The organism is Bradyrhizobium sp. SZCCHNS1022, assembly GCF_032484835.1.
GTDB lineage: Bacteria > Pseudomonadota > Alphaproteobacteria > Rhizobiales > Xanthobacteraceae > Bradyrhizobium.
The window spans coordinates 208,633-232,279 of record NZ_JAUETT010000006.1 but is presented as its reverse complement, the minus strand read 5'-3'; the positions used below and the strand labels follow the sequence as shown (position 1 = coordinate 232,279).

Sequence of the window (23,647 nt, the reverse complement as noted above, 5' to 3'; positions counted from 1 at the left end):
ACGCGTGGAACATATCTTTGTGGACTCCGTTGTAGCGAAGGCACGCGGCATCGCGGCCGGAGTGGTATTGTTATGCCCCTATTGCGCTATTTTGTGTTCGTCGGCGGTGTTCTGCTCGCGCTGCTGTTGATCTGCGATGCGATTTTCCCGAACATTCCGCTTCCGTCGACACTGACCTCCGGTACCGATCGTCCCGCCATTCGCATCTGGTCCGAGCGCAAATGGCCGGAGCGGGTGGTGATCGATACGTCCATTCCAACGCCGGTGCATTCGCAGCTCGCCGCCGCCGAGCCGAATGCGAAGGCGGCTGCCGCGCCGGCGCCAGCGCGTGAGGCGTTCGCCCAGATGATGCCGACCGAATCAAAGCAACGGCCGACCGAGGCTCAACGCTCGGCGAAGCCGACTTCGGTCCATGTTGCGGATGCGAGCTCAAGGTCAAGGGCAGCCGGGCCGAAGGCGCAGCTGAGGCGGAAGATTGCCAGGGCTCGTCCAGCTCGTCCGATCGTTGTCGCGCAGCAGCCGCATTTTGGCTTTGGCTGGTTCGCTTCGACCTGGTGACCACCTACGGCCTAGCAGCCGCGGCAGATGCTCTTCATCTTGGTGTCGAGCAGTTTGTCGAGTTCATCGGAAGCGGCTTTGACATAGGGATCGTCGGTGCGCTTGCCGCTGATTGCGAAGGACGACGTTCCCGCACTATGGAAGCCTCGGCCAAATCCGCGTCCGCCAAAGTGATGACCAAGACCGTGGCCGCCGCGAGCGGCAGCCGGAAGAACGGTCGCGCCGATCAGAAGGGCGGCGATTCCGGTTGCCGCTGCTATGCTCTTCACCATCTGTGATTCCGTCGATGTTGCTGGTATCGATCGTCGACCTAATGGGCTGGCCGGCAGGAGATGTTGCGCAGCTTGTCTCGCCGGGCAAGAGTGCTCGTGTTCAGAAGCTTGGCCGCTCCCGATCATGTGAGTTTTGGTGAGTTCCTGCCGGCGCTGCGGTGCGCCGGTCCGCCCTTGTGCCCCGCCGCGGCCTTGATCCTGCGCAAGGTACGCCCCCTCCGGACCGCTTAGCGTGTTTGTGTTGACACCAAGGGCGTTGCCCGGTCGCTCAGGGAGGCGCCGCATGCAAACAACTCCAAATTTGACGATTTCGCCGGACAAAGTCGCGTTCGTCGTGAACAAGGTCCATCAGTACGAGATGGAGTCGACCGAGCCCGAGCTGCTCTCCGACCTGACCGATGACGACACGGTTCACGGTTCGGGCGGGCGTGGCAGGAGCACCGACCGCGCTGAAGTGGCGAGCTTCATTCAAGGCCTCAATGTCGACGAGCAGATCGATCTGGTCGCTCTGATGTGGCTTGGTCGGGGTGACGGTGGGCTCGAGAATTGGGATGAACTGCGGGCGCAGGCCGCTCAGGCCCACAATAACCGCACAGCGGCGTATTTGATCGAGACTCCGATGCTCGGCGACTATTTGGAAGAGGCGCTCTCGGAGTTCGGGCTGTCGCTGGAAGATTTTGAAGAGAGCATCTAGCTGGCCGGAAGGTTGGCTGGCTGCAAGGTTGGAGCATGCTCATGGATAAGATGAAAATTGGAACCGGAGACTGGGTCGTCGTTTGCGACGGGCGCAAGGCATTGATCCTGGAAAACATCGGGGACAGCATGTTTCCGAACCTGCACACCAAGGAAGTGCGTGAGCATCCCGATGAGCGTACGGCTGCGCTCGGTGCCGATGAGCCTGGTTCGGTGCAACCGTCATTTGGCACGGCCCGCAGCTCGGTCGACCAATCCGATTGGCATGACGAAGCGGAACGAATGTTTCTGAAGTCACTGGCTGGGCGGCTGCATCAGGCTGTTCTCGCCGGAGAGACAAGGGCGCTGACGGTTGTCGCATCACCGCGGGCGCTTGGCATGATACGTGCCGACTATTCTGATGCGGTCCGCAAGGCGCTGCATGGCGAGATCCATAAGGACCTCGTGAAGATGCCGGTCTACGAGATCGAGAAGCAGCTCCTGGCGTGACCTCTCCGCGCCAACGCCCTCGCGGAAGGCGCCTCGGCCTCATGTAAGATCCTCAAAAGATACAAGGCGGGATCATTTGTGAGCCCGCCTTGCCATGCGTTCGCTCAAAAGTGAAGCGCACGTGATGCGTGCGACCGTCGGAGCTCGCTGCAACGAGTTAGTGGGCCGGCTCCAGTTTCGTCCGATCCTGAGGCTTGGCATCGGCAGGAACCAGGCTTGCGTCCCGGTGGGAATCCTTCTCGACAATTTCGTAACCACAATCGCCGAGCCAGGCGATCAGTCGGTCGGCCATGGCGTAGTCCCAGGTCGGGGCAATGACCTGCCGCGGCGTAAGCTTGCGAGACATCGTTGCGAATCCTCTTGGCTTGCGCTGTCCTCAATCGTCTCGACACAAACCGTGAAGTACCGGGCGGGTTCCATGTCGGGTCCGGACCATACTCACAACCCGGTGTGCAGGGCGTTCCTAGGCCCGCATGTTGGTCTGAGCCGGCTGTCCAAGTTGCCCGTGGTCAACAGGCGGGAGCAAGCCTTGCGTCGGCGTCCGATAGAAGAAGTTGATCGCTCCCGTTGATCTCGGATTTCTCGACGATTGTGTAGCCACAATCATCAAGCCAGGCGATCAGTCGATCGGCCATGGCATAGTCCCAGGTCGGGTACGATCTGGCGATGACCTGACGCGGCGTGAGCTTAGGAGACATGCGATGACCCTTCCTGATGCTGTCCCGAACTACTTAGAAACGCCCGTATTGTTGGGAAGAAGATTGGCTAATTTGCGGGAATCATTTTGGCGTGAAGCTGTGACTAAATGTCTCGCGCGTGCAGCTGCTCACCGGATCGATCATTCGCCCGATCGGGTTAATTACCGGCAGACCTCTTGCCATCCGCAGCCGGACGGGCCGCATACATGAGCCTGCCGGCATTGCGAGGTCCCGAGCGGCGGCAGGGTGGGCCGATTGAGCGGCGCAACCGACGGCGCCGGAAGCGGGCAGAGTGTCGGCGGACACGGGCGTGGAAGATCGCCGGCGCGGTCGCAGATCGGCTGGACCTGGCCATCAACGCAGCGGCAGGTGCAGGCCGCGTTCGCCTTGCTGGCGATCAGCAGCAGGGCCAAGCCGATTGATAACCAACGCATGCTCCGATCCTCCCGAGCGACGATTCAGGGCTAACCGACGGACGCTGCGCGCGCAAGCGCTGCCGGAGCGGCCTTATCAATGACCATGGGGCGGCTGAGCGCGTGTGAAAAGTGTGCGCAGTTTGGTGGCGTTTCGTTGCGCTGCTAAGTCTGCCAGGAACCGGACCACTTGGCCCGGAATTGCAAACTGAGCCTCGATTCGTCTCATTTTTGAACGCAGGAATCAGGGAGGAAACCATGGCAAGACTTTTCCTGGCGGTCCTGTTCGCGTCCGCACTGATGGTGGGCATCGGCCCGGTGCGGGCCGCTGACGGATGTGGGCCTGGCTGCCATGCCGGGAGCAACGGCGGCTGCATGGTGGACGGCTGGGACAGAGGTGCACCGGTGTGGAACGAATGCCCGGCCGGGATTCAGCCGCGGCCCCCGTGCGGACCAGGCTTTGCGTGGAGCAAGCGCGATCGCGCCTGCAGGATCAAGTGAAGGCGTAAAGTTGAGAATACCATTCGCTCGGCTCTTTCATCGGTCGCGATTTGGGCGCGATCGTGAGCCAGCATTCGCATCTGTTGCCGGGCGAGCGACCTAATCGTCATTTCCGGAGCTCGTCCCCGGTCCGGCCTCCGCGAGCAGCTCCAAGGCAGCTTCGATCTTGCGCAGGAGGTGCTGAATCTCTTCGGATTCCTGCGGACCGGGATTTTCGTCCAGGCGCTCGATCAACTGTTGCTTTTGGGCTAGCAGCTTCGCGACCGTGCTCATCGACGCCTCCATGGGCCTGCTCCCAAGAACCTATAGGGCAGCTCGGCCGGCCTCCGTGATCCTGTATGCGACCTCGCCAGAGGCGAGCGGCTCAGTTTCCACCAATCCGAGTTCGATAAGTCTTGCGATGCGCTCATGGTCGAACATGGGCGGGCTGATCCAGGGCTCGGAAACCAGCCGAGCCAGGAAATGGCGCTCGATCTCGGTAAGATCCATTGAGCAAAACCTATTGAGCAAAACCTATGTTGCGCGATCAGCTCGCCCAAATCCAGAATCTTAACCTACGTCGAGGCGATGCGAATTTGGAGCCCGAACACAGGCGACGCCGAGGCATCGCCTGCGTTTCACTTCATGATCAAGCTTGCTGCTCGCGGTACGGCTCTTGAAACGATTTCAAGGGTGCCGTTGGGCGCTTCGGCGTCAAAAACGATGGCCCCACGGACCAATTGAAGCCTGGACCAGGCTGGGTCCCGGGACCGCAGTTCCGTCTCGGAGCTGACCGCTGAGACTCAACCGCGGCCCGTCGTTACGGTTCCTTGGGCCGAGACGCTGTGTGACCGCGACGGTGGCTTCTAAGCTGAACGATGCGCCGCCGCGTCATTTGCGGCGCGCGGCCGCACGCGCGTCAGCGATCGCCTGCTTGAACGCCTGTGCGTTGGGAGCGCCGGGGACGCGGAAGTGCCCGATGATGAAAGCGGGGGTCCCGCGGAAACCAAGCGCGACCGCTTGTTCGTGATTGCGTGCCAGAACGGCATCGATGGTGCTGCTGTTAGCGGCAAGATCGTTCTTGGCGCGGGCGATGTCGATGCCGGCCGCAGCGAGCGCCGCGTCGACCTTGTCCTCCGAAAGCTTCTCATGCTGCGCGATCAGCGCTTCATATGCTTCCTTGAACTTGTCCTGATATTTCGCCGCCAGCGCCAGGCGAGCGGCGTAGATCGAGGGGCCGCCGAAAATGGGCCAATCCTTGATGATCCATCTGACATGGCCGTCCTCGCGCACGACCTTGGCGAGATCGGGGCTGACCTTGCGACAATAGGGGCACTGATAGTCGAAATATTCGACGATGGTGATGTCTCCGTCCGCATTGCCGAAGGCTGGAATGTCGGGATCATGGAGGATGCGAGCTTCGCTCAGGATGTCGCCATCATCGTCGTCGGCAGCACGAACGGTGCCCGGCAGAGCGGCGACGGCGAGGAGGAGAGCCGCGGCGAGCGATGCGGCCAGTGTCTTGATTGTCATATTCTATCTTTCTTTCGGTGGTCAGTGAGAGGTGGCGGATGCGGTATCGATGGCGTCGAGCACGAGCTTCTGCGTCAGGAGCTCTGGCAGCAGGATGCCGGTCGGCGCTTTCGGTCCGAACACGGCATTGAAGGGCAGGCCGTAGCGGTCGTAGGATCTGAGATAGGCGGAGATCGCCTCGTTGGGCGTCGTCCAATCCGCCTTGACGGGAACGACATCCGTGGTCAGGCGGTGTCTCACCGCAGAGCTGTCGATGACCAGCTTCTCATTGACCTTGCACGTGACGCACCAGGCGGCTCCGATATCGACGAAGACGGTGCGGCCGGCACGCACCTGCGTGGCGATATCGGCAGGCACCAATGGCTGCCACGCGATCTCTCTGGCGGCGGCCGTTGCGGCGGGCTCGGTGATGCGGGTGGCGGCCATTACCGCCAGGCCGAGCATCACGGCAACGCCGGCTGCGCCCATCGCACGTCGCATTTGGAAGCGGCGTGCCGCCAGCACCGTGACCAGCGAGAGCAATGTGATCGCGAGCAGGGCGGCCGACGTCGGCCCACTGATCTCGGCGAGGATCGTGAGCAGCCACAGCGCGGTCGCGAGCATGGCGGCAGCCGCGAGGGCGCGGAGCGTCAACATCCAGCGGCCGGGTCGCGGGAACAGCGCGGCGAGGCCCGGCGCTGCCGCGAGACTGAGATACGGCAAAGCCATGCCGAGGCCGAGACCAGTAAAGACGAGCATGATCTGAGGTGCTTGTTGCGACAGCGCGAAGGTCACGGCCGTTCCAACGAAGGGAGCCGAACATGGCGTCGCCAGCAGCGTCATGACGAAGCCGTTGAAGACATGCGCCGTGGCTGTTCGGCCCATGCCTGCATTGCCGATGCGGCCGGTGATCCAAAAGGGCAGGGTGATTTCGAACAGGCCGAGCAGATTGGCGCCGAATGCGGCCAGCACGACGATCATCGTGATGAGGAAGGCGGGCTGCTGGAATTGCAGGCCCCAGCCGACTTCGCTGCCGCTCGCCTTGAGGATGGAGAGCGTCGCGGCCAGCACCCCGAATGACGCCACGATGCCGACTGCCGTCGCCAGGAACGCCGACCGCGGTGAGCCTGAATCGGGATGCCCGTGATCGACCAGCGAGACCAGCTTGAGCGACAGCACCGGGAATACGCAGGGCATGAAGTTCAGGATGAAGCCGCCGAGCAGGGCGATGCCGAGGATTGCCCAGATCGACGCCGATCTGCCGGCGGGCGTGGGCTTGGCCCCGATCGCTGTGGAATCTGAGGGCGACTTGGCGGCCTCGTCGGGGACGACCGCTTCCAGCGACCTGTCACCGTCCACGAGGGTGACGCGCAACTTTGCGTATGGTTTGGCCTGATCGAGACCCAGCACAGGTAGGGTCAGGCTTACATCGCTCTCCGCGCGCCGGCTCGCCTGGACGCGTCCGCCCGACACGGCGACGTCGCCATCGATGAACACGTCCATGGCGCTCAGCGATGGCGAGGCATGCACCTCGAGCCTCAGCTGCGGCGAGGGCTGCCGCTCCAGGCGCAGCGAAGTGATTGAGAGAGTGGGAGACGTCTCGCGTGGCACCCGCTGCCGCCACGCATCGATTTGCGCCTGGTTCTCGGGCTGGCTGGATGTCGGCGAAATATCGGCCTGTAGGTTCGCCTCTTGCTGCGTACAGATTTCGGAACAGACGTACAGCACAGCTTTCAGCGCCAGGTGCGCCGGCGCCGAGCCGTCCTGCAGGCGTACTCGCAGCGGAAACAGGACGTGATCGACATAGCCGAACGTGTCGATGTCCTGTTCGCTGAAGCGACGGGGAGCCGGCCATTCGACGCTGACATCGGCGACGTTGCGCGAGCCCGACCAGTCGAATTCGGGTGGCGCACCGGCATCCCCGGCGGAGCGCCAATAGGTGTGCCAGCCCGGCGCGAGGCGGACATCCAATCCGGCCCATGCCGCGGCCGTGCTGCCCTCTGCCGTGGCGTCGCCGATCAGCAAGCGTGCATCGACCTCGGCCTGCTGCGGCAGTCGGCCGGCAACTGCGACTTCCGGGGAGGATTGCAGTGCTCCGAGCAGCAGCGCGGCCAAGCCGGTAAGACGGATGGACATGATGATCTCCCTTGGCATTGATGTGCGGGCATTGATCGTGCCGCGTGAGCGGCTGCGCAGCCGGTACGGCCACAGGGCCGTCACAACTCATGGGACGCTCGGCGCCGATCTTTAGCGTGCGATCGATGATGGATGTTCGTCTGTTCAGGTCGCAGCGTTACGTTGCGCGCGACAAGATCAAGACCGCGTGCCTAGGAGATGTGGCTGGGCGGGCGATAGGGGGACGATGCGTTGCACTGCGCCGGCAAGACATCATTGTGCGGGCGCCACGTTACGACCTGGACGGCCGGGAATGGCTGAACAGTGTCGCTTTCGTTCGCTGGCACGGCCGTGAGGCTGAGACCGGCGAACGGGCACGTGTTGACGGCGCCGGGCAGGACGGCCCTCTTGCAAGGCTTCGGGGCGGCGGTCGTGGAGCCCGACCATTCCGAGATTTCGCGGGGGCCGGAATTGCTGGCCGATGCGGAATTGAACGTTCCGAGCAAGGAAGCCAGGCTCAACACGAGCACCAACAGCGCCGCCGTCATGCGGCGGATCGTCGGGGGCAACGTGATCGTCTGGGCTCTCATCGAAGGACGGTCGTCTCCATTGTGGATGGGTGGCGCGGGCGAGCCCGTGTGGCAACTGACATCTTCGTGACGGTGCAGCGTTGTCCAGATCGCTGCGATGGACTCGAAGGAAGGTCTTGCCCGCCGGTATTGGGTGCCACCAAAGGCTTCGCGCGGACGTTGGCCCGAAGCAAGGGAACTAATCCCGTCCATGAAGGTGACACGCTTCAGTCATTGACGCAGCGCTTGGCCGCCGGTCCGGCCGATCTGCTCCGAATCGGTCGTGGCCCATCCGCAAGCCGTGGCTGGCCGCTCATGATCTGAGCTTGTTAGTCCGCAGCACACAGATGCGCTCTGTAGCCAGCCGCGTTAACCATTTCACGAACGTTGGATGTTACCTTTTATCGTTGGGACGGCGCCATCACTGGTCGGGCGACACAACCGTCGAGCAACGAAAAGGACGCGAGATGTCGCAACTGTCGATCCGGGGAAAGATGGTCGTCGTCATCGCGCTGCTGCTGGCTGCCATGACGGCGCTCGGTTTGCTCGCCGTCCGGGGCATGCAGGCGATCAACACGCACACGGAGCAGATCGCCAACAATTGGCTGCCGAGCGTACGCGTACTCGGCGAATTGCGATCCGCAATCAATCTCAACCGGGCCCAGCTTCGTGCCTACATGACGGCCGACTCCGCCGAGGAGAGGGACACTCTCGACCGGAACATGAAGGCGACGCTCGCGGTCATTGGAGGAGCACGCCGGTCCTACGAGGCGATGATTTCGTCGGCCGAGGAGCGCAGCCTGTTCGACAATTGGTCGCGCGGCTGGGAGCAATATGTGAAGGCGGCGGATGGGGTGCTCGACGTTCTGCGCAACGGGAACGGTAATGCGACCAAGCAGGCGAGCGAGCTGTTCAACAAGACGGTCCGGAGCATCGCCAATCAGTCGGACGAATATCTGAAGAAGGCCATCGACCTCAACAATCGAGGCGCCGACGCCGAGACCAGGATCGCCGCCGAGGGCTATGCGCAGGCATTCACGACGGTGTCGACAATCGTCGTCCTTGCCGTCCTCATCGGCATCGGTGTGGGCTTCTGGTTCATTCGCGACATCGCCCGGTGCATCGCCTCGATCATCCGGCCCATGCAGGCGCTGGGCGAGGGGGATCTCGCGACGGAAATACCGCATCGTGGGGAGAGGACTGAGATCGGCATGATGGCCGATGCGCTGCAGGTCTTCAAAACGGCGCTGATCGCCAAGAGGGAAGCCGACGACATCGCGCAGCAAGAGGCGCAGGTGAAGCTGGAGCGCAGCAGGCGGCTCGATGAACTGACCGGCCGATTCGAGGCGGCGGTGGGCGAGATCGTCGAGACCGTCTCCTCCGCATCAAGCGCGTTGGAAGGTCACGCCGGTGGCCTCAGCAACACCGCCAATCGCGCGGAGAATCTGGCGACCGCCGTCACCACGGCGTCCGAGGAAGCCTGCACCAACGTGCAATCCGTGGCATCGGCGACCGAGGAATTGTCGGCGTCCGTCAACGAGATCAGCCGACAGGTCCAGGACTCGGCTCGCATGGCCAACGAGGCCGTGGCGCAGGCGCGCCGGACCAATGAGCAGGTCAGCGAGCTCTCCAAGGCAGCCGCGCGCATCGGCGATGTGGTCGAACTGATCAATACGATCGCCGGGCAGACCAATCTGCTCGCGCTCAACGCCACGATCGAGGCTGCGCGGGCCGGCGACGCCGGCCGCGGGTTTGCGGTGGTCGCTTCGGAGGTCAAGGCGCTGGCCGAGCAGACGGCCAAGGCCACCGGGGAGATCGGTCAGCAGATCTCCGGCATCCAGGCCGCGACGCAGGAGTCGGTCGGAGCGATCAGGGAGATCAGCGGCACGATCGAGAAGCTGTCGGAAATCTCCTCCACCATTGCTGCGGCGGTGGAGCAGCAGGGCGCAGCAACCCAGGAGATCTCGCGAAACGTTCAGCATGCCGCGGAGGGCACCCAGCAGGTCTCGGCCAACGTGACCGACGTGCAGCGCGGTGCCGTCGACACCGGCTCGGCGGCGTCGCAAGTTCTGTCGGCGGCGAAGTCGCTGGCCGGCGACAGCGCAAGGCTCAAGCTGGAGGTCAAGAAGTTCATCGACGGTGTGAGGGCCGCTTGATCCGCTCCGCGTCCCGCGCGACCGGGCCGCGATGAGATTGGACCATCAGCTGCCTGCGCGATCGAGCGCGCCATAGACGCTGCCGAGAACCACGCTGTAGGTGAGCAGCATGGCAAGTGAGAACAGGGCGGGAGCGACGCCAAGCCCGGCGCCTGTCGCGAAGGCGCCGAGACCGATCATCGGGAAGAATAGAACTCCCATGACGAGCCAGCCGAGCAGGCCGTACACCGCGCCTTTGACTGCGCCGGAGGAGCCTGGCAGCGATCGATAAAGCTGACCGAAGACCAGGCCGATGATTGTCGAGCCATTCAGGAAGGACAGTGCCCAGGGCACGATTGGATCGACCGAGCTGCCCGTGATCTGGTTGAGAGTGGCTTGCAGGCTTTCATAGGGCTGGAACGAGGGAAGCAGTCCCGACCAAGACTTGAAGGACATCAACAGCAGGTGGGCCAGGCTGCCGCAGACTCCAGCAACGATCGCCTTGACGATTTCGCTTCGCGCGGCCGTTGGTTTCTCTCCAGAGTTCGGCGAATGCCCATCGCCCCCTGCTGAGGAAGAGTATGCCAATTTTCCGCGTCCGATCTATTTGGTCGACCAGGAATGCACGCTCAAGAGATTGCGCAGCGCCGGCCGCCACTCACCGGTCATCGTGTATTCCAGGCCGACGCGCGCGCCACAAGCGATCGCGAGCATCGTGAGGGGGGCCGAGACGGCCAGCGTCGAAAAGGCGGACAAACCCTGGCCGATGGTGCAGCCCATCGACATGATGCCGCCCGTTCCCATCAGCAGGGCGCCGATCATGTGACGCTTCAGCTCGCGCGCATCGTCGCAGGCTTCCCAGCGGAAAACGCGTGAAAACATCGCCGCGACAAAGGACCCGAGGATCACGCCGGCGACCGAGCCGATGGAGAAGTCGGCATGGGTGCCCGACATGGTCGCGATATACAAGACGGCGTTGCCGAGCGGAGCGACGAAGGTGAGGGAAGCGAGGCGGGCGGGATCGAAATCATCGCTTCCCAACCATCCGGTCGCGAACCAGCCGAAAACAACAGCGAGGCCGACGCCGATTCCCGACAGCAGGAGCCGCGGTGACTTGATCAGACGGCCGTCCGCGAGCGACCAGATCGTCAGGGCCACAGCTGTCGCCGATACGGCGATCGGCCGCGCGAGCGCACCGAGCCGGGGTGACAGCAGGGAATCCAGCGCCTGGGTGGTTCCTTCGGGCATCCGCACGGAGAGCGGCTCGATCAGCGCCAGTCGCAGGAATCCGGTCAGCCCGCGCATCGCCGCCAATGCCGAGATTCCAAGCACCAGGAAGACGACGATCGCGCGCAGGTCTCCGCCGCCGATGCGGACCAGCGTTCCGAAACCGCACGTGCCCACCAGCGCCATGCCGACGCCGAACGCAAACCCGCCAATAATAGCGCCGCCGAGCGGAATGGAGGGCGCGAGATAGATCGATTGGGTGAGGTCGATCAGACCGAGCGCGGCCAGACACTGAGTGCCCACCAGCGCAACGGCCGCAGCCAGCGTGAATGATTTGAGACGCCGCATGTCCGAGCCGAAGAAGGCATCCTCCAGCATCGCGAGCGTACAGAAGCGCCCGGCTCGCCCTGCCACGCCGAGCACGGCCCCGGCGAACAGCCCGCAAGCAAACATGATGGCAGATTGGTTGAGCATTCCTCCGGACTTTTCTGCGCGCGTTGGCTGTATTGTGCGCCAAGTCGACCGGGGAATCCAGCACCGTCCTCTAGCGGAACGACGGTTCGCGTCGGGTCGCTAGCGCTTTCGTTTGCGCACCGGTTCGCAATAAACGTCGTAAATCGCCGTCAGGATCTTGCGGACGTCATCGCTGGCCAGGCTGTAGTAGATCGTCTTGCCGTCGCGACGCGTCGTGACCAGCCGGTCGAGCCGGAGGCGGGCGAGCTGCTGGGACACCGTCGACTGCCGCTCGCCAAGGAATTGTTCGAGCTCGGTGACCGATTTCTCGCCTTCTGCGAGGATGCAGAGCAGCAGCAGCCGGGATTCGTGGGATAGCGCCTTGAGCATTTCGCTCGCTTCCCGCGCCTTCTCGATCATCTGCTCCAGTTCGGCAGACGTTCCGAGATCCTTGAGCTTCGGTAGCGGCATGAGTTCGTGATCCCTTGCATTCCGTTCAAGAATGAATCTGCGATGGAGGTGCGCTCGTCAAGATACGGCCGAGCAGCCCAAAGAAGAATGAATCCCCTGGGTACCCTCGGATTCGTCCGATTTCGCGGCCCTGGTCCACGACCACGAAGGTCGGCGTGAATGCGCCGGGATCGATCCCGGCGAGGTCCGCTGGAAGCGGCTTGTCCAGATCGACCCGCCGGAGCGGAAGGGCGCGTCCTTCGTCGGTCTTGGGATAGATCGGCGCGATCTCGGCGTTGAAGCGGGCGCACCAGGCGCAACCGGGGCGTTCGAACATCACGAGCTCGGATGCGAAAGCGCAGCTCGGCAGGACCGCGCCGAGCAGCCAGGCCACGGCAAATTTTGCAATCGTATGGGGCATGTAGCCATCCTATGGACTTCCACCCATATCTATCATTAAATTCGAATATGTACCAGGGATGGGTGGGGAGACGATGGATCTGGACGTGACCTTGGGGGCCGCACTGCTGGCTGGCCTGTTGTCCTTCCTCTCCCCCTGTATTTTACCGCTCGTGCCGCCCTTTCTGTTCTACGTCGCTGGGGTCTCGGCAGCCGAGGCGGGGAGCGAGCCCGACGCTTCCAGGCGCGGCCGGACGGTGGTGTCGGCGCTGTGTTTCGTTGCCGGATTTTCGGCCGTCTTCGTCGGGCTCGGTGCCACCGCCTCGGTGTTCGGTCGGTTCATTTCCGGCCATCTCGCCCAGCTCGGAATCATGGCTGGGCTCGTGATCATCGTGATGGGCCTGCACTTTCTGGGCATCCTGAAGATTCCGCTGCTGTATCGCAGCGCCACGATCCAGATGGGACAGCGGCCGGCCGGCTTTCTCGGCGCGTTCGCGATGGGGCTGGCCTTCGCGTTCGGCTGGACGCCCTGTGCGGGTCCGGTGCTGGCGGCCGTCTTGATGATGGCAGGTGCCGAGGCGACGGTCGGCAAGGGCATGCTGCTGCTGTCGGCCTATTCGATCGGCACCGGCGTGCCCTTCCTGATCGCAGCGGCGTTCACCGGCCGGTTCATGACGATGTTGAAGGGCATCCGTCCTCATCTCGGGCTGGTCGAAAAGACGATGGGGGGCTTTCTTGTCCTGACGGGGGCTGCCTTTCTGACGGGCGTGATCCCGCGTATGTCGCAGTGGATCTTCGAGCTGTTCCCGGGCCTCTCGGCCATCGGCTGATCAGCCGAATCGGAAGTCCAGCAGACTGATGAAGGACTGCAGCTCGATCTGGTAGCGATGAACCAGATCGGCGTCGCCTTTGAGGGCGGCGGATCCGATCTCGCTGGCGCTCGCAATCGCGCCGTCGAGCAGCCGGCGGAATTCGGCCTCTCCGGCGACCTCTGAGGGGGCGAGAGCGTTGCAGCGTTGCAGACGCTCGCGCAGCGCCTCGCCGGATTTCTTCACCCGATCGGGATCGCTCTTCGTCGTGCTGAAGCGCGTCGCCGCAGTTCGCAACTCTTCCATGATTGGCGCCAGTTCGAAGACGCAGCCGCTGAGATCATTGACTCCGGCTTCGCGACTCAGAGCGTGAATGGCCCGTCGCAGCGAGAGAATCTCCGTCCCGGCCCGCGCCGTATCACCTGCAGCCAGCGCGTCAGCTGCGCTGGCGAGCCCGGTGTCTCCACGCACCAGCAGTTCGTGAAGAGCCTGGTTTGGGTAGATCGAAACCTGATCGGCGTGCTGGTCGAGCCGGTGCCAGTCGCTTCTTGCATCATCGATCTCGATCTGGGCCAGGGCAACGTTGCCGGTGCGCGCATAGCTTGCCGCGGTGCGCAGGCTCGCCATGGCGCCTTGAAATAACGTGGAGACATCCAAAGCCTCTGCAGCATGCGTAGTTGCAGCACAGCCGATCCAGGTGAGGACGGATGTGAGGAGAAGTGAGAGGGTGATGGCGCGATGCAACATCGAATGTCCTTTTCACATTCGTTTATTCGAATATCATGTATCGTCCGTCGCAAGCTTTGGCAAAATCCATGAAGTTCCTCAAGCTCTCGCATCGCCCGATGACGCGGCGCAGTTTCGTTGTCGCGATGCCGTCTCTCATCGCGGCAACGGCCCATTCTCCTGCGCGGGCCGAACCCGCGCTGGGCGACGACGGGCTCTATCACGAGCCCTGGTTCCTCAACAGTTTCCTCGACCTGCGTGACGATCTCGAAACTGCTGCGTCCACAGGCAAGCGGCTCGCCATCATGTGGGAGCTGCGCGGCTGCCCTTATTGCCGCGAGACGCATCTGGTGAATTTCGCCGATCCGGAGATTACGGGCTACATCCGCGCCAATTTCGAGGTGTTGCAGCTCAACCTGGTCGGCGCGCGCAAGGTGACCGATTTTGACGGCAAGGAGTTCAGCGAGAAGGAGCTGGCCGAGCGCTATGCCATTCGCTTCACGCCGACCTTCCAGTTCTTTCCCGCTTCCGGCGATGGCCTCGCTGCGAAAGAGCCGGCCGCGCGCGAAGTCGCACGCGCACCGGGCTATCTCAAGCCGCAGCACTTTCTTGCGATGTTCCGCTTCGTGCGCGAGATGGCCTACGAGCACGGCTCGTTTCGCGACTACCTGACCGCATTGAAAGGCTGAGTGCACTGCCGCACCGAAACCTGCTTGACACCATAATTATTCTAATATCATAATTTGTGAATGTGATGGGGCCGTAAGCCCCGTTGATAAAACCGGCGAGGGTGGCCTCGTCTCAAGGGTGGAAACATGCGTAGCTGGCTTCCGGCCGCTTGCCTCTATCTGTTGCTTGCGTCGACCGTGCAGGCCGATGAGCCCATCGTGCTCACTGTCGTCGATGGCGCGCTGCCGAAATCCCTGACGGGCACGGCCGGAAATGCGGATGCGGGACGGAAGGTTTTCCTGACGCGGACGCTGGGCAACTGTCTCGCCTGTCATCAGGTTTCCAGTCTCAAATCCGAAGAATTTCACGGCGAACTCGGCCCTTCGCTCGATGGCGTCGCCGGGCGCTACACCGAGGCGCAGCTGCGCCTCATCGTTGCCGATCCCAAACGCGTCTTCGACGATACGGTGATGCCTGCGTTCTATCGCAATGAGGGCCTCAGTCGGGTCCGTCCCGAGTTCGTCGGCAAGCCTATCCTGACCGCTGCGCAGGTCGAGGATGTGGTCGCCTTTCTCGAAACCCTGAAATGACTGCCTTTGGAGGATGATGCATGAGGCCAATCAACAGACGACAGGCATTCGTTCTCGGCGGCGGTCTCGTCGCCCTGACGATGCTGCCGATGGCTGCGAATGCCGAGGTAAGCAACGATGCGGCCGAACTGATCAAGAAGTTCACGGGCGGCAAGGAAGCGGCAAGCGGCAAGATCTCGCTTGACCTGCCTGAGATAGCCGAGAACGGCAATACGGTGCCGTTGTCGTTGACCGTCGACAGTCCGATGACCGCCGATAATTACGTCAAGGAAGTGCTGTTCGTCGCCGACGGCAACCCGAATGGCGGCGTCGCGACGCTCATGTTCACGCCGTTGTCGGGCAAGGCCGAGGCGTCGATCCGTATCCGCCTCGCGCAGACGCAGAACGTCATTGCCGTGGCGAAGATGAGCGACGGGTCGCTCTTCACCGAGCGCAAGACCGTCAAGGTCACCATCGGCGGCTGCGGCGGCTGAAACAGGAGAGAAAAAATGGCAGACAAGCCGCGGATCAAGCTTCCGAAGGAAGCCAAGCAGGGCGAGATCATCCAGATCAAGACCCTGGTCTCGCACCTGATGGAATCAGGCCAGCGCAAGGATGCGCAGGGCAAGACGATTCCACGCAAGATCATCAACAAGTTCTCTTGCGAGTTCAACGGCAAGCCCGTGTTCGCCTGCTCGCTGGAGCCGGCCATCTCGGCCAACCCCTACATCCAGTTCAATGCCAGGATCGAGCAGGAGGGGACGTTCAAGTTCGCCTGGACGGACGATGACGGCTCGGTGATTTCGGCGGAAGAAAAGATCACGCTGAAGGCCTGATTGCTGCTGCGCCACGGTCACGGGGAGGGACGGATGTATACGCGCTACGGTGCACTGGCCGTCCTGGCCACGGCTGCGCTCACGTTGTCGGCGATCGCCTCATCGGGCCAGGAGGCGGAGCGAAAGGGCATTCCGGCGCCTCTCGGCCACGTCTTCAAGACCATCATCTCGGGTTACGAGTTTCGCAGCAAGGAAACGCGTGCCCTGCAGGATGACGATTTGGAGAACCCAGGCTTTCTCGCGATCGAGCGGGCGGCCGACGCATGGAAGGCGGTCGACGGCGCTGAAGGCAAGTCCTGCATGAGCTGTCACGGCGAGGCCGAGAAGAGCATGAAGGGTGTCGGCGCCGCGATGCCGAAATGGAGCGACAAGCTCAACAAGCCGGTCAATCTGGAACAGCAGATCAACATCTGCCGCACCGAGCACATGAAGGCGCAGCCTTGGGCCTTCAAGTCGCAGGAGCTGACCGACATGACGACCTTTGTCCGCTACCAGTCGCGCGGCATGCCGGTGACGGTGAAGACCGACGGCCCGATGTCGCCGTGGTTCGAGAAAGGCAAGCAGATCTACTACACGCGGACCGGCCAGCTCGACCTCGCCTGCGCCTCCTGTCACGAGAAGAACAACGGCAAGTTCATGCGCGCCGATTTCCTCAGCCAGGGCCAGACCAACGGCTTTCCGACCTACCGGCTGCGCGATCAGCGGCTGGTCCCGCTCCACGAGCGGTTCGAGGGCTGCATGTTCGACGTTCGGGCCGTGCCCTATGCGCCGTTATCGGACGAGTTCCTCGCGCTCGAGCTGTACGTGGCCTGGCGCGGGATCGGCCTGCCGGTCGAGACGCCATCGGTCCGTAACTAATCAATGCCGCAAGGAGAAGAGCGATGATATCGCGCCGGGAATTCGTTCAGGTTGCGCTTGCGACCGCCGCCCTAAGTGCCGGCGCGGGCGGCGCAGCGACGCGCGCCTTTGCCCAGCAGAAGTTGACCGAGAAGGAGCTGCTGGCTTTCGAGCCGCTCGGCAATGTGACCCTGGTGCACGTCACCGACATCCACGGCCAGCTGATGCCGCTCTATTTCAGGGAGCCGTCGACCAATCTCGGCGTCGGCGACGCCAAGGGCCAGCCGCCGCATGTCACGGGCAAGGAATTCCTGGCTCGCTTTGGAATCGCGCCGGGCTCGTCGGCGGCCTACGCGCTGACCTCGGAGGATTTCGAGGCGCTGGCCAAGACCTATGGTCGGATCGGCGGGCTCGATCGCGCCGCGACGGTGATCAAGGCGATCCGTGCCGAGCGCGGCGACAGGGTGGTGCTGCTCGATGGCGGCGACACTTGGCAGGGCTCGTGGTCGTCATTGCAGACTCGCGGCCAGGACATGATCGACTGTATGGCGCTGCTGAAACCCGATGCCATGACCGGCCATTGGGAGTTCACTTACGGCACCGAGCGCGTCAAGCAGGCCGTCGACGGGCTTGGCTTCCCGTTCCTCGGGCTGAACATCCGCGATACCGAATGGAACGAGCCGGCCTTCGAGGCCTCGACGATGATCGAACGCGGTGGCGTCAAGATCGCGGTGCTTGGCCAGGCCTTTCCCTATACGCCGGTCGCCAATCCGCGCTGGATGATCCCGAACTGGTCGTTCGGCGTCCGCGAGGAGGACGTCCAGGCTCAGGTCGACAAGGCGCGCAAGGCTGGTGCCGGTCTCGTCGTGCTGCTGTCGCACAACGGCTTTGACGTCGACCGCAAGCTGGCGAGCCGGGTCAAAGGGCTCGACGTGATCCTGACCGGACATACGCATGATGCGCTGCCCGAAGCGATCAAGGTCGGCAAGACGCTGCTGATCGCATCGGGCTCGTCCGGCAAGTTCGTCTCGCGGCTCGATCTCGACGTCAAGGACGGCGAGGTGAGGGGATATCGCTACAAGCTGATCCCGCTGTTCTCCGACGTCATCACGCCGGATGCGCAGATGGCCGCGAAGATCGCCGAGGTGCGCAAGCCGTTCGCTGCCGATCTCGGCCGCGCGCTCGGCCGCACCGAGACGCTGCTGTATCGGCGCGGCAATTTCAACGGCACCTTCGACGATCTGATCTGCCAGGCGCTGCTGCAGGAGCGGGATGCGGAGATCGCGCTCTCGCCCGGCTTCCGTTGGGGCACCAGCGTCATGCCGGGCCAGGACATCACCTTCGAGGACGTCACCAACGCGACCGCGATCACCTATCCTGCAGTCTATCGGATGGGCATGACCGGCGCGCGGCTCAAGGAGATCATTGAGGACGTCGCCGATAACCTGTTCAACGTCGATCCTTACTATCAGCAGGGTGGCGACATGGTCCGTATCGGCGGCATGTCCTACGCGATCGACGTCAACAAGCCGCAGGGGCAGCGCATCTCCGACATGCGGCTGATCAAGACCGGCACCGCGATCGATCCATCGCGCGAATATCAGGTGGCCGGTTGGGCCAGCGTCAACGAAGGCACGCAGGGGCCGCCGATCTGGGAGGTCGTGTCCTCCTATTTGCAGCGCCAGAAGACCGTGCGTCTCGAGCCCAACCGCGCCGTCAAAGTCACCGGAGTGTGAGGATGATGTCCAAGGACAACAAGAATCAACCAGCCTCGCTGGCCCGGCAGTCCCGGCGCGGTTTTCTCGCTGCGGCCGGCGGGCTTGCGGCATCTGCGGTTGCACCTTCGGCGCGGGCGGACGGCAACCCGGCCAATCAACCGCCGAACGTGCCCGAATGGACGCGTTCGCTCGGTGAGGGCGTCGCAGCGCGCCCCTATGGCAAGCCGTCGAAATTCGAAAAGGACGTGATCCGCCGCGACGTCGAATGGCTGACGGCATCGCGCGAATCCTCGGTCAGCTTCACGCCGCTGCATGAGCTCGAAGGCATCATCACGCCGAACGGGCTGTGCTTCGAGCGGCATCACGGCGGCATGGCCGATGTCGATCCGGCCGATCACCGCCTGATGATCCACGGTTTGGTCGAGCGGCCCTTAATACTCTCTCTCGAAGAGTTGAAGCGCTATCCGCGTGTCAACCGCATCCACTTCATGGAATGCGCTGCCAATTCCGGCATGGAGTGGCGCGGCTCTCAGTTGAATGGCTGCCAGTTCACTCATGGCATGGTCCATTGCGTGCAATATACGGGCGTGTCGCTGCGTACTCTGCTGGAGGAGGTCGGCGTCAAGAGCAACGGCAAATGGCTGCTGGTCGAGGGCGCGGATGCGGCCGCGATGGACCGCAGCCTGCCGATCGAGAAGGCGCTCGACGACTGCATGATCGCCTACAAGATGAATGGTGAGGCGCTGTATCCGGAGCAGGGCTATCCGATGCGGCTCGTCGTGCCTGGCTGGCAGGGCAATCTCTGGGTCAAGTGGCTGCGCCGGATCAAGGTCGGCGATCAACCCTGGCAGACCCGCGAGGAGACGTCGAAATACACCGACCTGTTGCCAAACGGCAAGGCGCGGCGCTTCACCTGGGTGATGGATGCAAAATCCGTGATCACGAGCCCGAGCCCACAGGCGCCGATCAAGCACGGCAAGGGCTTCACTATCTTGTCCGGCCTCGCCTGGTCGGGCCATGGCAAGGTCAAGCGCGTGGACGTCTCGCTCGATGGCGGCCGCAATTGGTGGCCGGCGCGACTCGACGGTCCGGTGCTCGATAAGGCGCTGACCCGCTTCTATTATGAGTTCGACTGGAACGGTGAGCCGCTCCTGCTGCAGTCGCGCGTCCAGGACGAGACTGGTTATGTGCAGCCTTCCAAGGCGGAACTGCGCAAGGTGCGCGGCTACAACTCCATCTATCACAACAATGGCATCCAGACTTGGCACGTGCAGGCCAACGGTGAGGTCGAGAATGTTGAAGTCGCCTAAGCTTGTCGCAGTAGCCGCGCTGGCGTGCCTGACCGGGTCCGCCGCATTGGCCGGTGGGCTGAGCGGGTCCAAAGCCGAGTCGAAGCCAACTGTTGCACACTACGATATCGGCCGTGCACCGACGCCCGAGGAGATCCGCGGCTGGGATATCGACGTGCGCCCCGACGGCCAGGGGCTGCCGGTCGGCAAGGGCACGGTCGCCCAGGGCGAGAAGCTGTTCATGGACAATTGCGCGACTTGCCATGGCGAGTTCGGCGAGGGCAATGGCCGCTGGCCGGTGCTGGCGGGTGGCAAGGGATCGTTGACCGCCGACAATCCGGTCAAGACCGTCGGCTCCTACTGGCCGTATGCGTCGACGGTGTTCGACTATGTTCGGCACGCGATGCCGTTCGGCAATGCCGAGTCGCTCGGCGTCAACGACTACTACGCGCTGGTCGCCTATGTTCTGTACCTGAACGACATCGTTACGGATCAGAATTTCGAGCTGAACGAGAAGAATCTCGCCTCGATCAAGATGCCGAACGAAGCCGGATTCATCATGGATGACCGTGCGACCAGCGAAAAGTCCTTCTGGCAGAAAGACCCGTGCATGAAGGATTGCGTCGCGCCGGTGAAGATCACCGGGCGTGCGACGATCGTTGACGTGACCCCTGAAGACGCCAAGGAAGGAAAGTCTAGAGGAGTCGAATGACGCTGGCTGCGCCCAGTGGCCGCGGTCTGATGCTGGCGATCATCTCTGCCGGCCTTCTACTCATGACTGCCGCGCCGCTTCGAGCGGCCGAACCGCACAAGCTGGCGCTGCAGATCAGCGATGACGATCCGGTGAAGATGAACGCGGTGCTCGATGTTGCGGCCAATGTCTCGCGGCACTACACGGGACAAGGCGAAGAGGTCGACATCGTCGTCGTCGCCTTCAACGGCGGGCTCGACATGCTGCTGGCCGACCGCTCGCCGGTCAAGGAGCGCATCGTCGGTTTTGCCAAATCGATGCCCAATGTCAGCTTCATCGCCTGCGGCAACACGCTCGAGACTCTCGCCAGAAAGGAAGGCCGGCAGCCGCCCTTGATTGAAGGTGTCAGCGTCGTCGACACCGGAGTTGCCGCGCTGATGGATCTTGCGGAGAAGAACTGGACGATCGTGCGTCCTTGAATGGGATCATCCGATGCGCTGCCGGTTCGCGCTTGCGTTTCTCTTTCTGACCTCTGCATCGGTGCTTGCCGCCGAAGAAGCGCGCGAATTGACCATCGCCGGGCATGTTACCCTGGGAACGTTGCGGCTGCCGCCCCAGCCTTCGGCGGACATGCCCATCGTCGTGATGACCCACGGCACCCTCGCGCACAAGGACATGGGGACGGTGCAGGGCCTGTCGAAAGCGCTGGCCGAGCGAGGCATCGCCACCCTCGCTCACACGCTGTCGCTCGGTGTCGACAGGCGCAAGGGCATGTACGATTGCGCGATCGCCCACGACTATACGTCGGAGGATGCCGTGGCCGAGATCGCGGCGTGGATTGCCGAAGCGCAGCAAACGTCGTCGCGCGTGTATCTGCTGGGCCATTCGCGCGGCGGCAACCAGGTCGCGCGCTATCTGGCGTCGCATCCGCCCGGATCCGTCAAGGGAGCCATCCTGCTGGCGCCGGCCACGACCGCCGTCGAGACCGGTTTGCGCGCAGCCTATGCCGAAACTTTCGGGCAGCCGCTCGAGCCGTTGCTTGCACGCTCCGACGCTGCCGTGAACGCCGGGCGCGGCGGCGAGTGGATGACGATGCCCGGCTTCATTTATTGTCGCGACGCCAAGGTGACGGCTCGCGCTTTTTCGGCTTTCTATCGGGCCGACCCGCGCCAGGACACGGCCGGCCTGATCGCCGAAATTGCAGTTCCGGTCCTCGTGCTTGCCGCGGCTCAAGACAAGACAGTGCCGGATGTGCAACAGTCATTCGCACCGCTGGTCTCGCGGACAGGGCGTCGCGTGCGGCTCGAGACCGTCGAGGACGCCGATCATTTCTTTCTCGATCTCGCCGCCGATGATGCCACCGATCGCATCGCAGGCTTCATCACGGACGTGCGTTAGGAGGACTTCATGGAACGACGGTCGATCATGCGCGCCGGATTTGCCGGCCTCATCGGAGCTTTCGGCATCAGCCGGGCGATGGCGGCGCCTGAACGACCGCGGCAGCGCGTCGTCTACCATCTGGCGGATCAGGATCGCGTCCTGTTCGTTCTCGGTAATATCCAGAATCATATCGACGGTACCGGCGGGCCGGGCAAGGCGGATATCAGGCTGGTCGTGCATGGTCCCGCTCTGCGCGCCTTCCACGCGATCTCTGTCGATACCAATATCGCGGGACTCGCGGACCGCCTGATCAAGGCCGGCACCGTGTTCGAAGCCTGCGCCAACACGATGAAGGCGCAGGGCGTGAAGCTGGATGATCTCACGGATGGCTTCATCGTGGCCGAGAAGGGCGGGGTGGTCAGGCTGACCGAGCTGCAGCAGGACGGCTACGCCTATCTGCGCCCTTAGCGGCGAGGTCTAACGCGAGACCGTGGCCGTGTTCACCGAAGCGATCGATCTCCTGGGCGAAGATCTGGTCTCCCTGTTGGGCGGGCTCTTGGTCGGAGGCCTGTTCGGTTTCTTCGCCCAGCGCAGCCGCTTCTGCCTGCGTGCCGCGACCATCGAGTTCTCGCGCGGGGAAGGCGGGGCACGCCTGTCGGTCTGGCTGCTCACCTTTGCCTCCGCCGTGCTGGGGACGCAGGCCTTCGTCGCGGCCGGTCTGCTCGACGTCTCGGAAGCCCGCCAGCTCGCGCAGCAGGGCAGCATCTCCGGTGCCATCATCGGTGGCCTGATGTTCGGCTGCGGCATGATCCTGGCGCGCGGATGTGCCAGCCGCCTGCTGGTGCTGTCCGCCAACGGCAATCTGCGTGCCCTGTTGTCCGGCCTCATCTTCGCGGTTGCGGCCCAATCCGCCTATCGCGGACTGCTGTCGCCGGCACGGGAGTGGCTGACCAATCTCTGGTTGGTCGACGGCGGGCCTTCCCGTGACATCATGAGCTTGTTCGGCGGTGGCACGCCTGAGAAGCTCGGCTTCGGAATGTTGTGGCTGCTCGCCGGCCTCGCCGGCGCGCTGCGTTTCGGGGTCAGCCGGCGCATGATGCTGGCCTCTGTTGCTACTGGGGCAGCGGTCGTTGCCGGCTGGATCTTCACCTACCATCTGGGGCAGGCCTCGTTTGCGCCCGTGACCTTGAAGAGCCTGACATTCAGCGGGCCCTCCGCCGAGCTCCTGATGCAAGTGGCTGCCAACCAGCACCTCAAGCCCGATTTCGACCTCGGCGTGATTCCCGGTGTTTTCCTCGGCTCCTTCGTTGCGGCGGCGCTGGCGCATGAGTTGAACCTCGAAGGCTTTTCCGACGGCCGCGGAATGCGCCGCTATCTCATCGGCGCCGTGCTGATGGGATTTGGCGCGATGCTTGCCGGTGGTTGCGCGGTCGGGGCGGGCGTGACCGGCGCCTCGGTGTTTGCGCTCACGGCCTGGCTGGTGCTGGGCGGGATGTGGTTCGGCGCAGCGGTCACCGATCTCGTGGTCGACCGCTGGATGGCGGCCCCCAAATCGGACCTGCGTACCGGCGATCTCACCGGATCGACGGCGTCATAATTATCTTCACAAATTCGAATATACGAATATAGTAAATTTCATCAGCGTTGACGCTGTCGAAGG

Annotated in this window: 30 protein-coding genes; 20 read left to right on the top strand and 10 right to left on the bottom strand. The window is 63.2% G+C overall.

Annotation, left to right across the window (positions count from 1 at the left end; all coding sequences use genetic code 11):
• Positions 1-72 precede the first annotated feature (72 nt).
• The 4 genes from QX071_RS29180 to QX071_RS29165 all read left to right on the top strand — a co-directional run bounded on the left by QX071_RS29180 (position 73) and on the right by QX071_RS29165 (position 2,012).
• A complete protein-coding gene (locus QX071_RS29180) occupies positions 73-558 on the top strand; it encodes a hypothetical protein (protein ID WP_315705701.1) in 486 nt (161 codons plus the stop codon).
• Positions 555-836 (top strand): hypothetical protein, encoded by a 282-nt coding sequence (locus QX071_RS29175; protein WP_315705702.1) that lies wholly within the window; start codon positions 555-557, stop codon positions 834-836. The genes QX071_RS29180 and QX071_RS29175 overlap by 4 nt, the downstream gene beginning before the upstream one ends.
• 277 nt (positions 837-1,113) lie before the next feature.
• Positions 1,114-1,524 (top strand): DUF3775 domain-containing protein, encoded by a 411-nt coding sequence (locus QX071_RS29170; RefSeq protein WP_315705704.1) that lies wholly within the window; start codon positions 1,114-1,116, stop codon positions 1,522-1,524.
• A gap of 41 nt (positions 1,525-1,565) precedes the next feature.
• Complete coding sequence (locus QX071_RS29165) at positions 1,566-2,012, top strand: host attachment protein (protein WP_315705705.1); 447 nt, start codon at positions 1,566-1,568, stop codon at positions 2,010-2,012.
• A 157-nt stretch (positions 2,013-2,169) separates the two neighbouring features.
• On the opposite strand, the gene QX071_RS29160 is transcribed toward QX071_RS29165, so the two are convergent.
• Both QX071_RS29160 and QX071_RS29155 read right to left on the bottom strand, forming a co-directional pair.
• Entirely contained in the window at positions 2,170-2,358 is a 189-nt protein-coding gene (locus QX071_RS29160; RefSeq protein ID WP_315705706.1) for a hypothetical protein, read from the bottom strand.
• 163 nt (positions 2,359-2,521) lie between these two features.
• Positions 2,522-2,710 carry a hypothetical protein gene (locus QX071_RS29155; RefSeq protein WP_315705707.1) on the bottom strand — a complete coding sequence of 63 codons (189 nt, stop codon included), beginning with the start codon at positions 2,708-2,710 and terminating at the stop codon, positions 2,522-2,524.
• A 671-nt stretch (positions 2,711-3,381) separates the two neighbouring features.
• On the opposite strand from QX071_RS29155, the gene QX071_RS29150 reads away from it, so the two are divergent.
• A complete protein-coding gene (locus QX071_RS29150; RefSeq protein ID WP_315705708.1) occupies positions 3,382-3,624 on the top strand; it encodes a GCG_CRPN prefix-to-repeats domain-containing protein in 243 nt (80 codons plus the stop codon).
• Between the two features lie 99 nt (positions 3,625-3,723).
• Here QX071_RS29150 and QX071_RS29145 read toward each other — a convergent pair whose 3' ends face one another.
• From QX071_RS29145 to QX071_RS29135, 3 genes are all read right to left on the bottom strand, one after another.
• Positions 3,724-3,897 carry a hypothetical protein gene (locus QX071_RS29145; RefSeq protein WP_315705709.1) on the bottom strand — a complete coding sequence of 58 codons (174 nt, stop codon included), beginning with the start codon at positions 3,895-3,897 and terminating at the stop codon, positions 3,724-3,726.
• Between the two features lie 597 nt (positions 3,898-4,494).
• Positions 4,495-5,136 carry a DsbA family protein gene (locus QX071_RS29140; RefSeq protein ID WP_315705710.1) on the bottom strand — a complete coding sequence of 214 codons (642 nt, stop codon included), beginning with the start codon at positions 5,134-5,136 and terminating at the stop codon, positions 4,495-4,497.
• Positions 5,137-5,157: 21 nt separating this feature from the next.
• Positions 5,158-7,251: a protein-disulfide reductase DsbD family protein gene (locus QX071_RS29135; protein ID WP_315705711.1), complete on the bottom strand. Its 2,094-nt coding sequence runs from the start codon at positions 7,249-7,251 to the stop codon at positions 5,158-5,160.
• Between the two features lie 360 nt (positions 7,252-7,611).
• On the opposite strand from QX071_RS29135, the gene QX071_RS29130 reads away from it, so the two are divergent.
• Positions 7,612-7,890: a hypothetical protein gene (locus QX071_RS29130; protein WP_315705712.1), complete on the top strand. Its 279-nt coding sequence runs from the start codon at positions 7,612-7,614 to the stop codon at positions 7,888-7,890.
• Between the two features lie 376 nt (positions 7,891-8,266).
• A complete protein-coding gene (locus tag QX071_RS29125) occupies positions 8,267-9,955 on the top strand; it encodes a methyl-accepting chemotaxis protein (RefSeq protein ID WP_315705713.1) in 1,689 nt (562 codons plus the stop codon).
• A gap of 45 nt (positions 9,956-10,000) precedes the next feature.
• Here the strand turns inward: QX071_RS29125 and QX071_RS29120 are convergent, their stop codons facing one another.
• The 4 genes from QX071_RS29120 to QX071_RS29105 all read right to left on the bottom strand — a co-directional run bounded on the left by QX071_RS29120 (position 10,001) and on the right by QX071_RS29105 (position 12,485).
• Positions 10,001-10,522, bottom strand: coding sequence for a DUF6789 family protein (locus QX071_RS29120; RefSeq protein WP_409977595.1), 522 nt, complete (start codon positions 10,520-10,522; stop codon positions 10,001-10,003).
• Positions 10,523-10,537: 15 nt separating this feature from the next.
• Positions 10,538-11,635, bottom strand: coding sequence for a YeeE/YedE family protein (locus QX071_RS29115; protein WP_315705714.1), 1,098 nt, complete (start codon positions 11,633-11,635; stop codon positions 10,538-10,540).
• 99 nt (positions 11,636-11,734) lie between these two features.
• Complete coding sequence (locus tag QX071_RS29110) at positions 11,735-12,085, bottom strand: metalloregulator ArsR/SmtB family transcription factor (RefSeq protein ID WP_315705715.1); 351 nt, start codon at positions 12,083-12,085, stop codon at positions 11,735-11,737.
• A gap of 25 nt (positions 12,086-12,110) precedes the next feature.
• Entirely contained in the window at positions 12,111-12,485 is a 375-nt protein-coding gene (locus QX071_RS29105; RefSeq protein WP_315705716.1) for a thioredoxin, read from the bottom strand.
• Positions 12,486-12,558: 73 nt separating this feature from the next.
• Between QX071_RS29105 and QX071_RS29100 the strand changes: the two genes are divergently transcribed.
• On the top strand, positions 12,559-13,293 hold the full coding sequence (locus tag QX071_RS29100; RefSeq protein WP_315705717.1) for a cytochrome c biogenesis CcdA family protein: 735 nt from the start codon (positions 12,559-12,561) through the stop codon (positions 13,291-13,293).
• Here the strand turns inward: QX071_RS29100 and QX071_RS29095 are convergent, their stop codons facing one another.
• Complete coding sequence (locus tag QX071_RS29095; RefSeq protein WP_315705718.1) at positions 13,294-14,019, bottom strand: hypothetical protein; 726 nt, start codon at positions 14,017-14,019, stop codon at positions 13,294-13,296.
• A gap of 125 nt (positions 14,020-14,144) precedes the next feature.
• On the opposite strand from QX071_RS29095, the gene QX071_RS29090 reads away from it, so the two are divergent.
• From QX071_RS29090 to QX071_RS29035, 12 genes are all read left to right on the top strand, one after another.
• On the top strand, positions 14,145-14,687 hold the full coding sequence (locus QX071_RS29090) for a thioredoxin family protein (RefSeq protein WP_315705946.1): 543 nt from the start codon (positions 14,145-14,147) through the stop codon (positions 14,685-14,687).
• A 126-nt stretch (positions 14,688-14,813) separates the two neighbouring features.
• Entirely contained in the window at positions 14,814-15,257 is a 444-nt protein-coding gene (gene soxX / locus QX071_RS29085) for a sulfur oxidation c-type cytochrome SoxX (protein ID WP_315705719.1), read from the top strand.
• Between the two features lie 20 nt (positions 15,258-15,277).
• Positions 15,278-15,730 (top strand): thiosulfate oxidation carrier protein SoxY, encoded by a 453-nt coding sequence (gene soxY, locus QX071_RS29080; RefSeq protein ID WP_315705720.1) that lies wholly within the window; start codon positions 15,278-15,280, stop codon positions 15,728-15,730.
• A 15-nt stretch (positions 15,731-15,745) separates the two neighbouring features.
• Positions 15,746-16,072: a thiosulfate oxidation carrier complex protein SoxZ gene (gene soxZ / locus QX071_RS29075; protein WP_315705721.1), complete on the top strand. Its 327-nt coding sequence runs from the start codon at positions 15,746-15,748 to the stop codon at positions 16,070-16,072.
• Between the two features lie 33 nt (positions 16,073-16,105).
• Positions 16,106-16,930: a sulfur oxidation c-type cytochrome SoxA gene (soxA, locus tag QX071_RS29070; protein WP_315705722.1), complete on the top strand. Its 825-nt coding sequence runs from the start codon at positions 16,106-16,108 to the stop codon at positions 16,928-16,930.
• Between the two features lie 23 nt (positions 16,931-16,953).
• A complete protein-coding gene (gene soxB, locus QX071_RS29065) occupies positions 16,954-18,645 on the top strand; it encodes a thiosulfohydrolase SoxB (RefSeq protein WP_315705723.1) in 1,692 nt (563 codons plus the stop codon).
• A gap of 5 nt (positions 18,646-18,650) precedes the next feature.
• Positions 18,651-19,937, top strand: a complete 1,287-nt coding sequence (gene soxC, locus QX071_RS29060) for a sulfite dehydrogenase (RefSeq protein ID WP_315705947.1) — start codon at positions 18,651-18,653, stop codon at positions 19,935-19,937.
• Positions 19,921-20,628, top strand: a complete 708-nt coding sequence (locus QX071_RS29055) for a c-type cytochrome (protein WP_409977596.1) — start codon at positions 19,921-19,923, stop codon at positions 20,626-20,628. Before soxC ends, QX071_RS29055 begins: the two co-directional genes overlap by 17 nt.
• A 29-nt stretch (positions 20,629-20,657) precedes the next feature.
• Positions 20,658-21,086, top strand: a complete 429-nt coding sequence (locus QX071_RS29050) for a hypothetical protein (RefSeq protein WP_409977600.1) — start codon at positions 20,658-20,660, stop codon at positions 21,084-21,086.
• Positions 21,087-21,099: 13 nt separating this feature from the next.
• A complete protein-coding gene (locus QX071_RS29045) occupies positions 21,100-22,005 on the top strand; it encodes an alpha/beta hydrolase (RefSeq protein ID WP_315705726.1) in 906 nt (301 codons plus the stop codon).
• Between the two features lie 9 nt (positions 22,006-22,014).
• A complete protein-coding gene (locus tag QX071_RS29040; protein WP_315705727.1) occupies positions 22,015-22,455 on the top strand; it encodes a DsrE family protein in 441 nt (146 codons plus the stop codon).
• 28 nt (positions 22,456-22,483) lie between these two features.
• Positions 22,484-23,584, top strand: coding sequence for a YeeE/YedE family protein (locus QX071_RS29035; protein WP_315705948.1), 1,101 nt, complete (start codon positions 22,484-22,486; stop codon positions 23,582-23,584).
• The last annotated feature ends 63 nt before the right edge of the window (positions 23,585-23,647 follow it).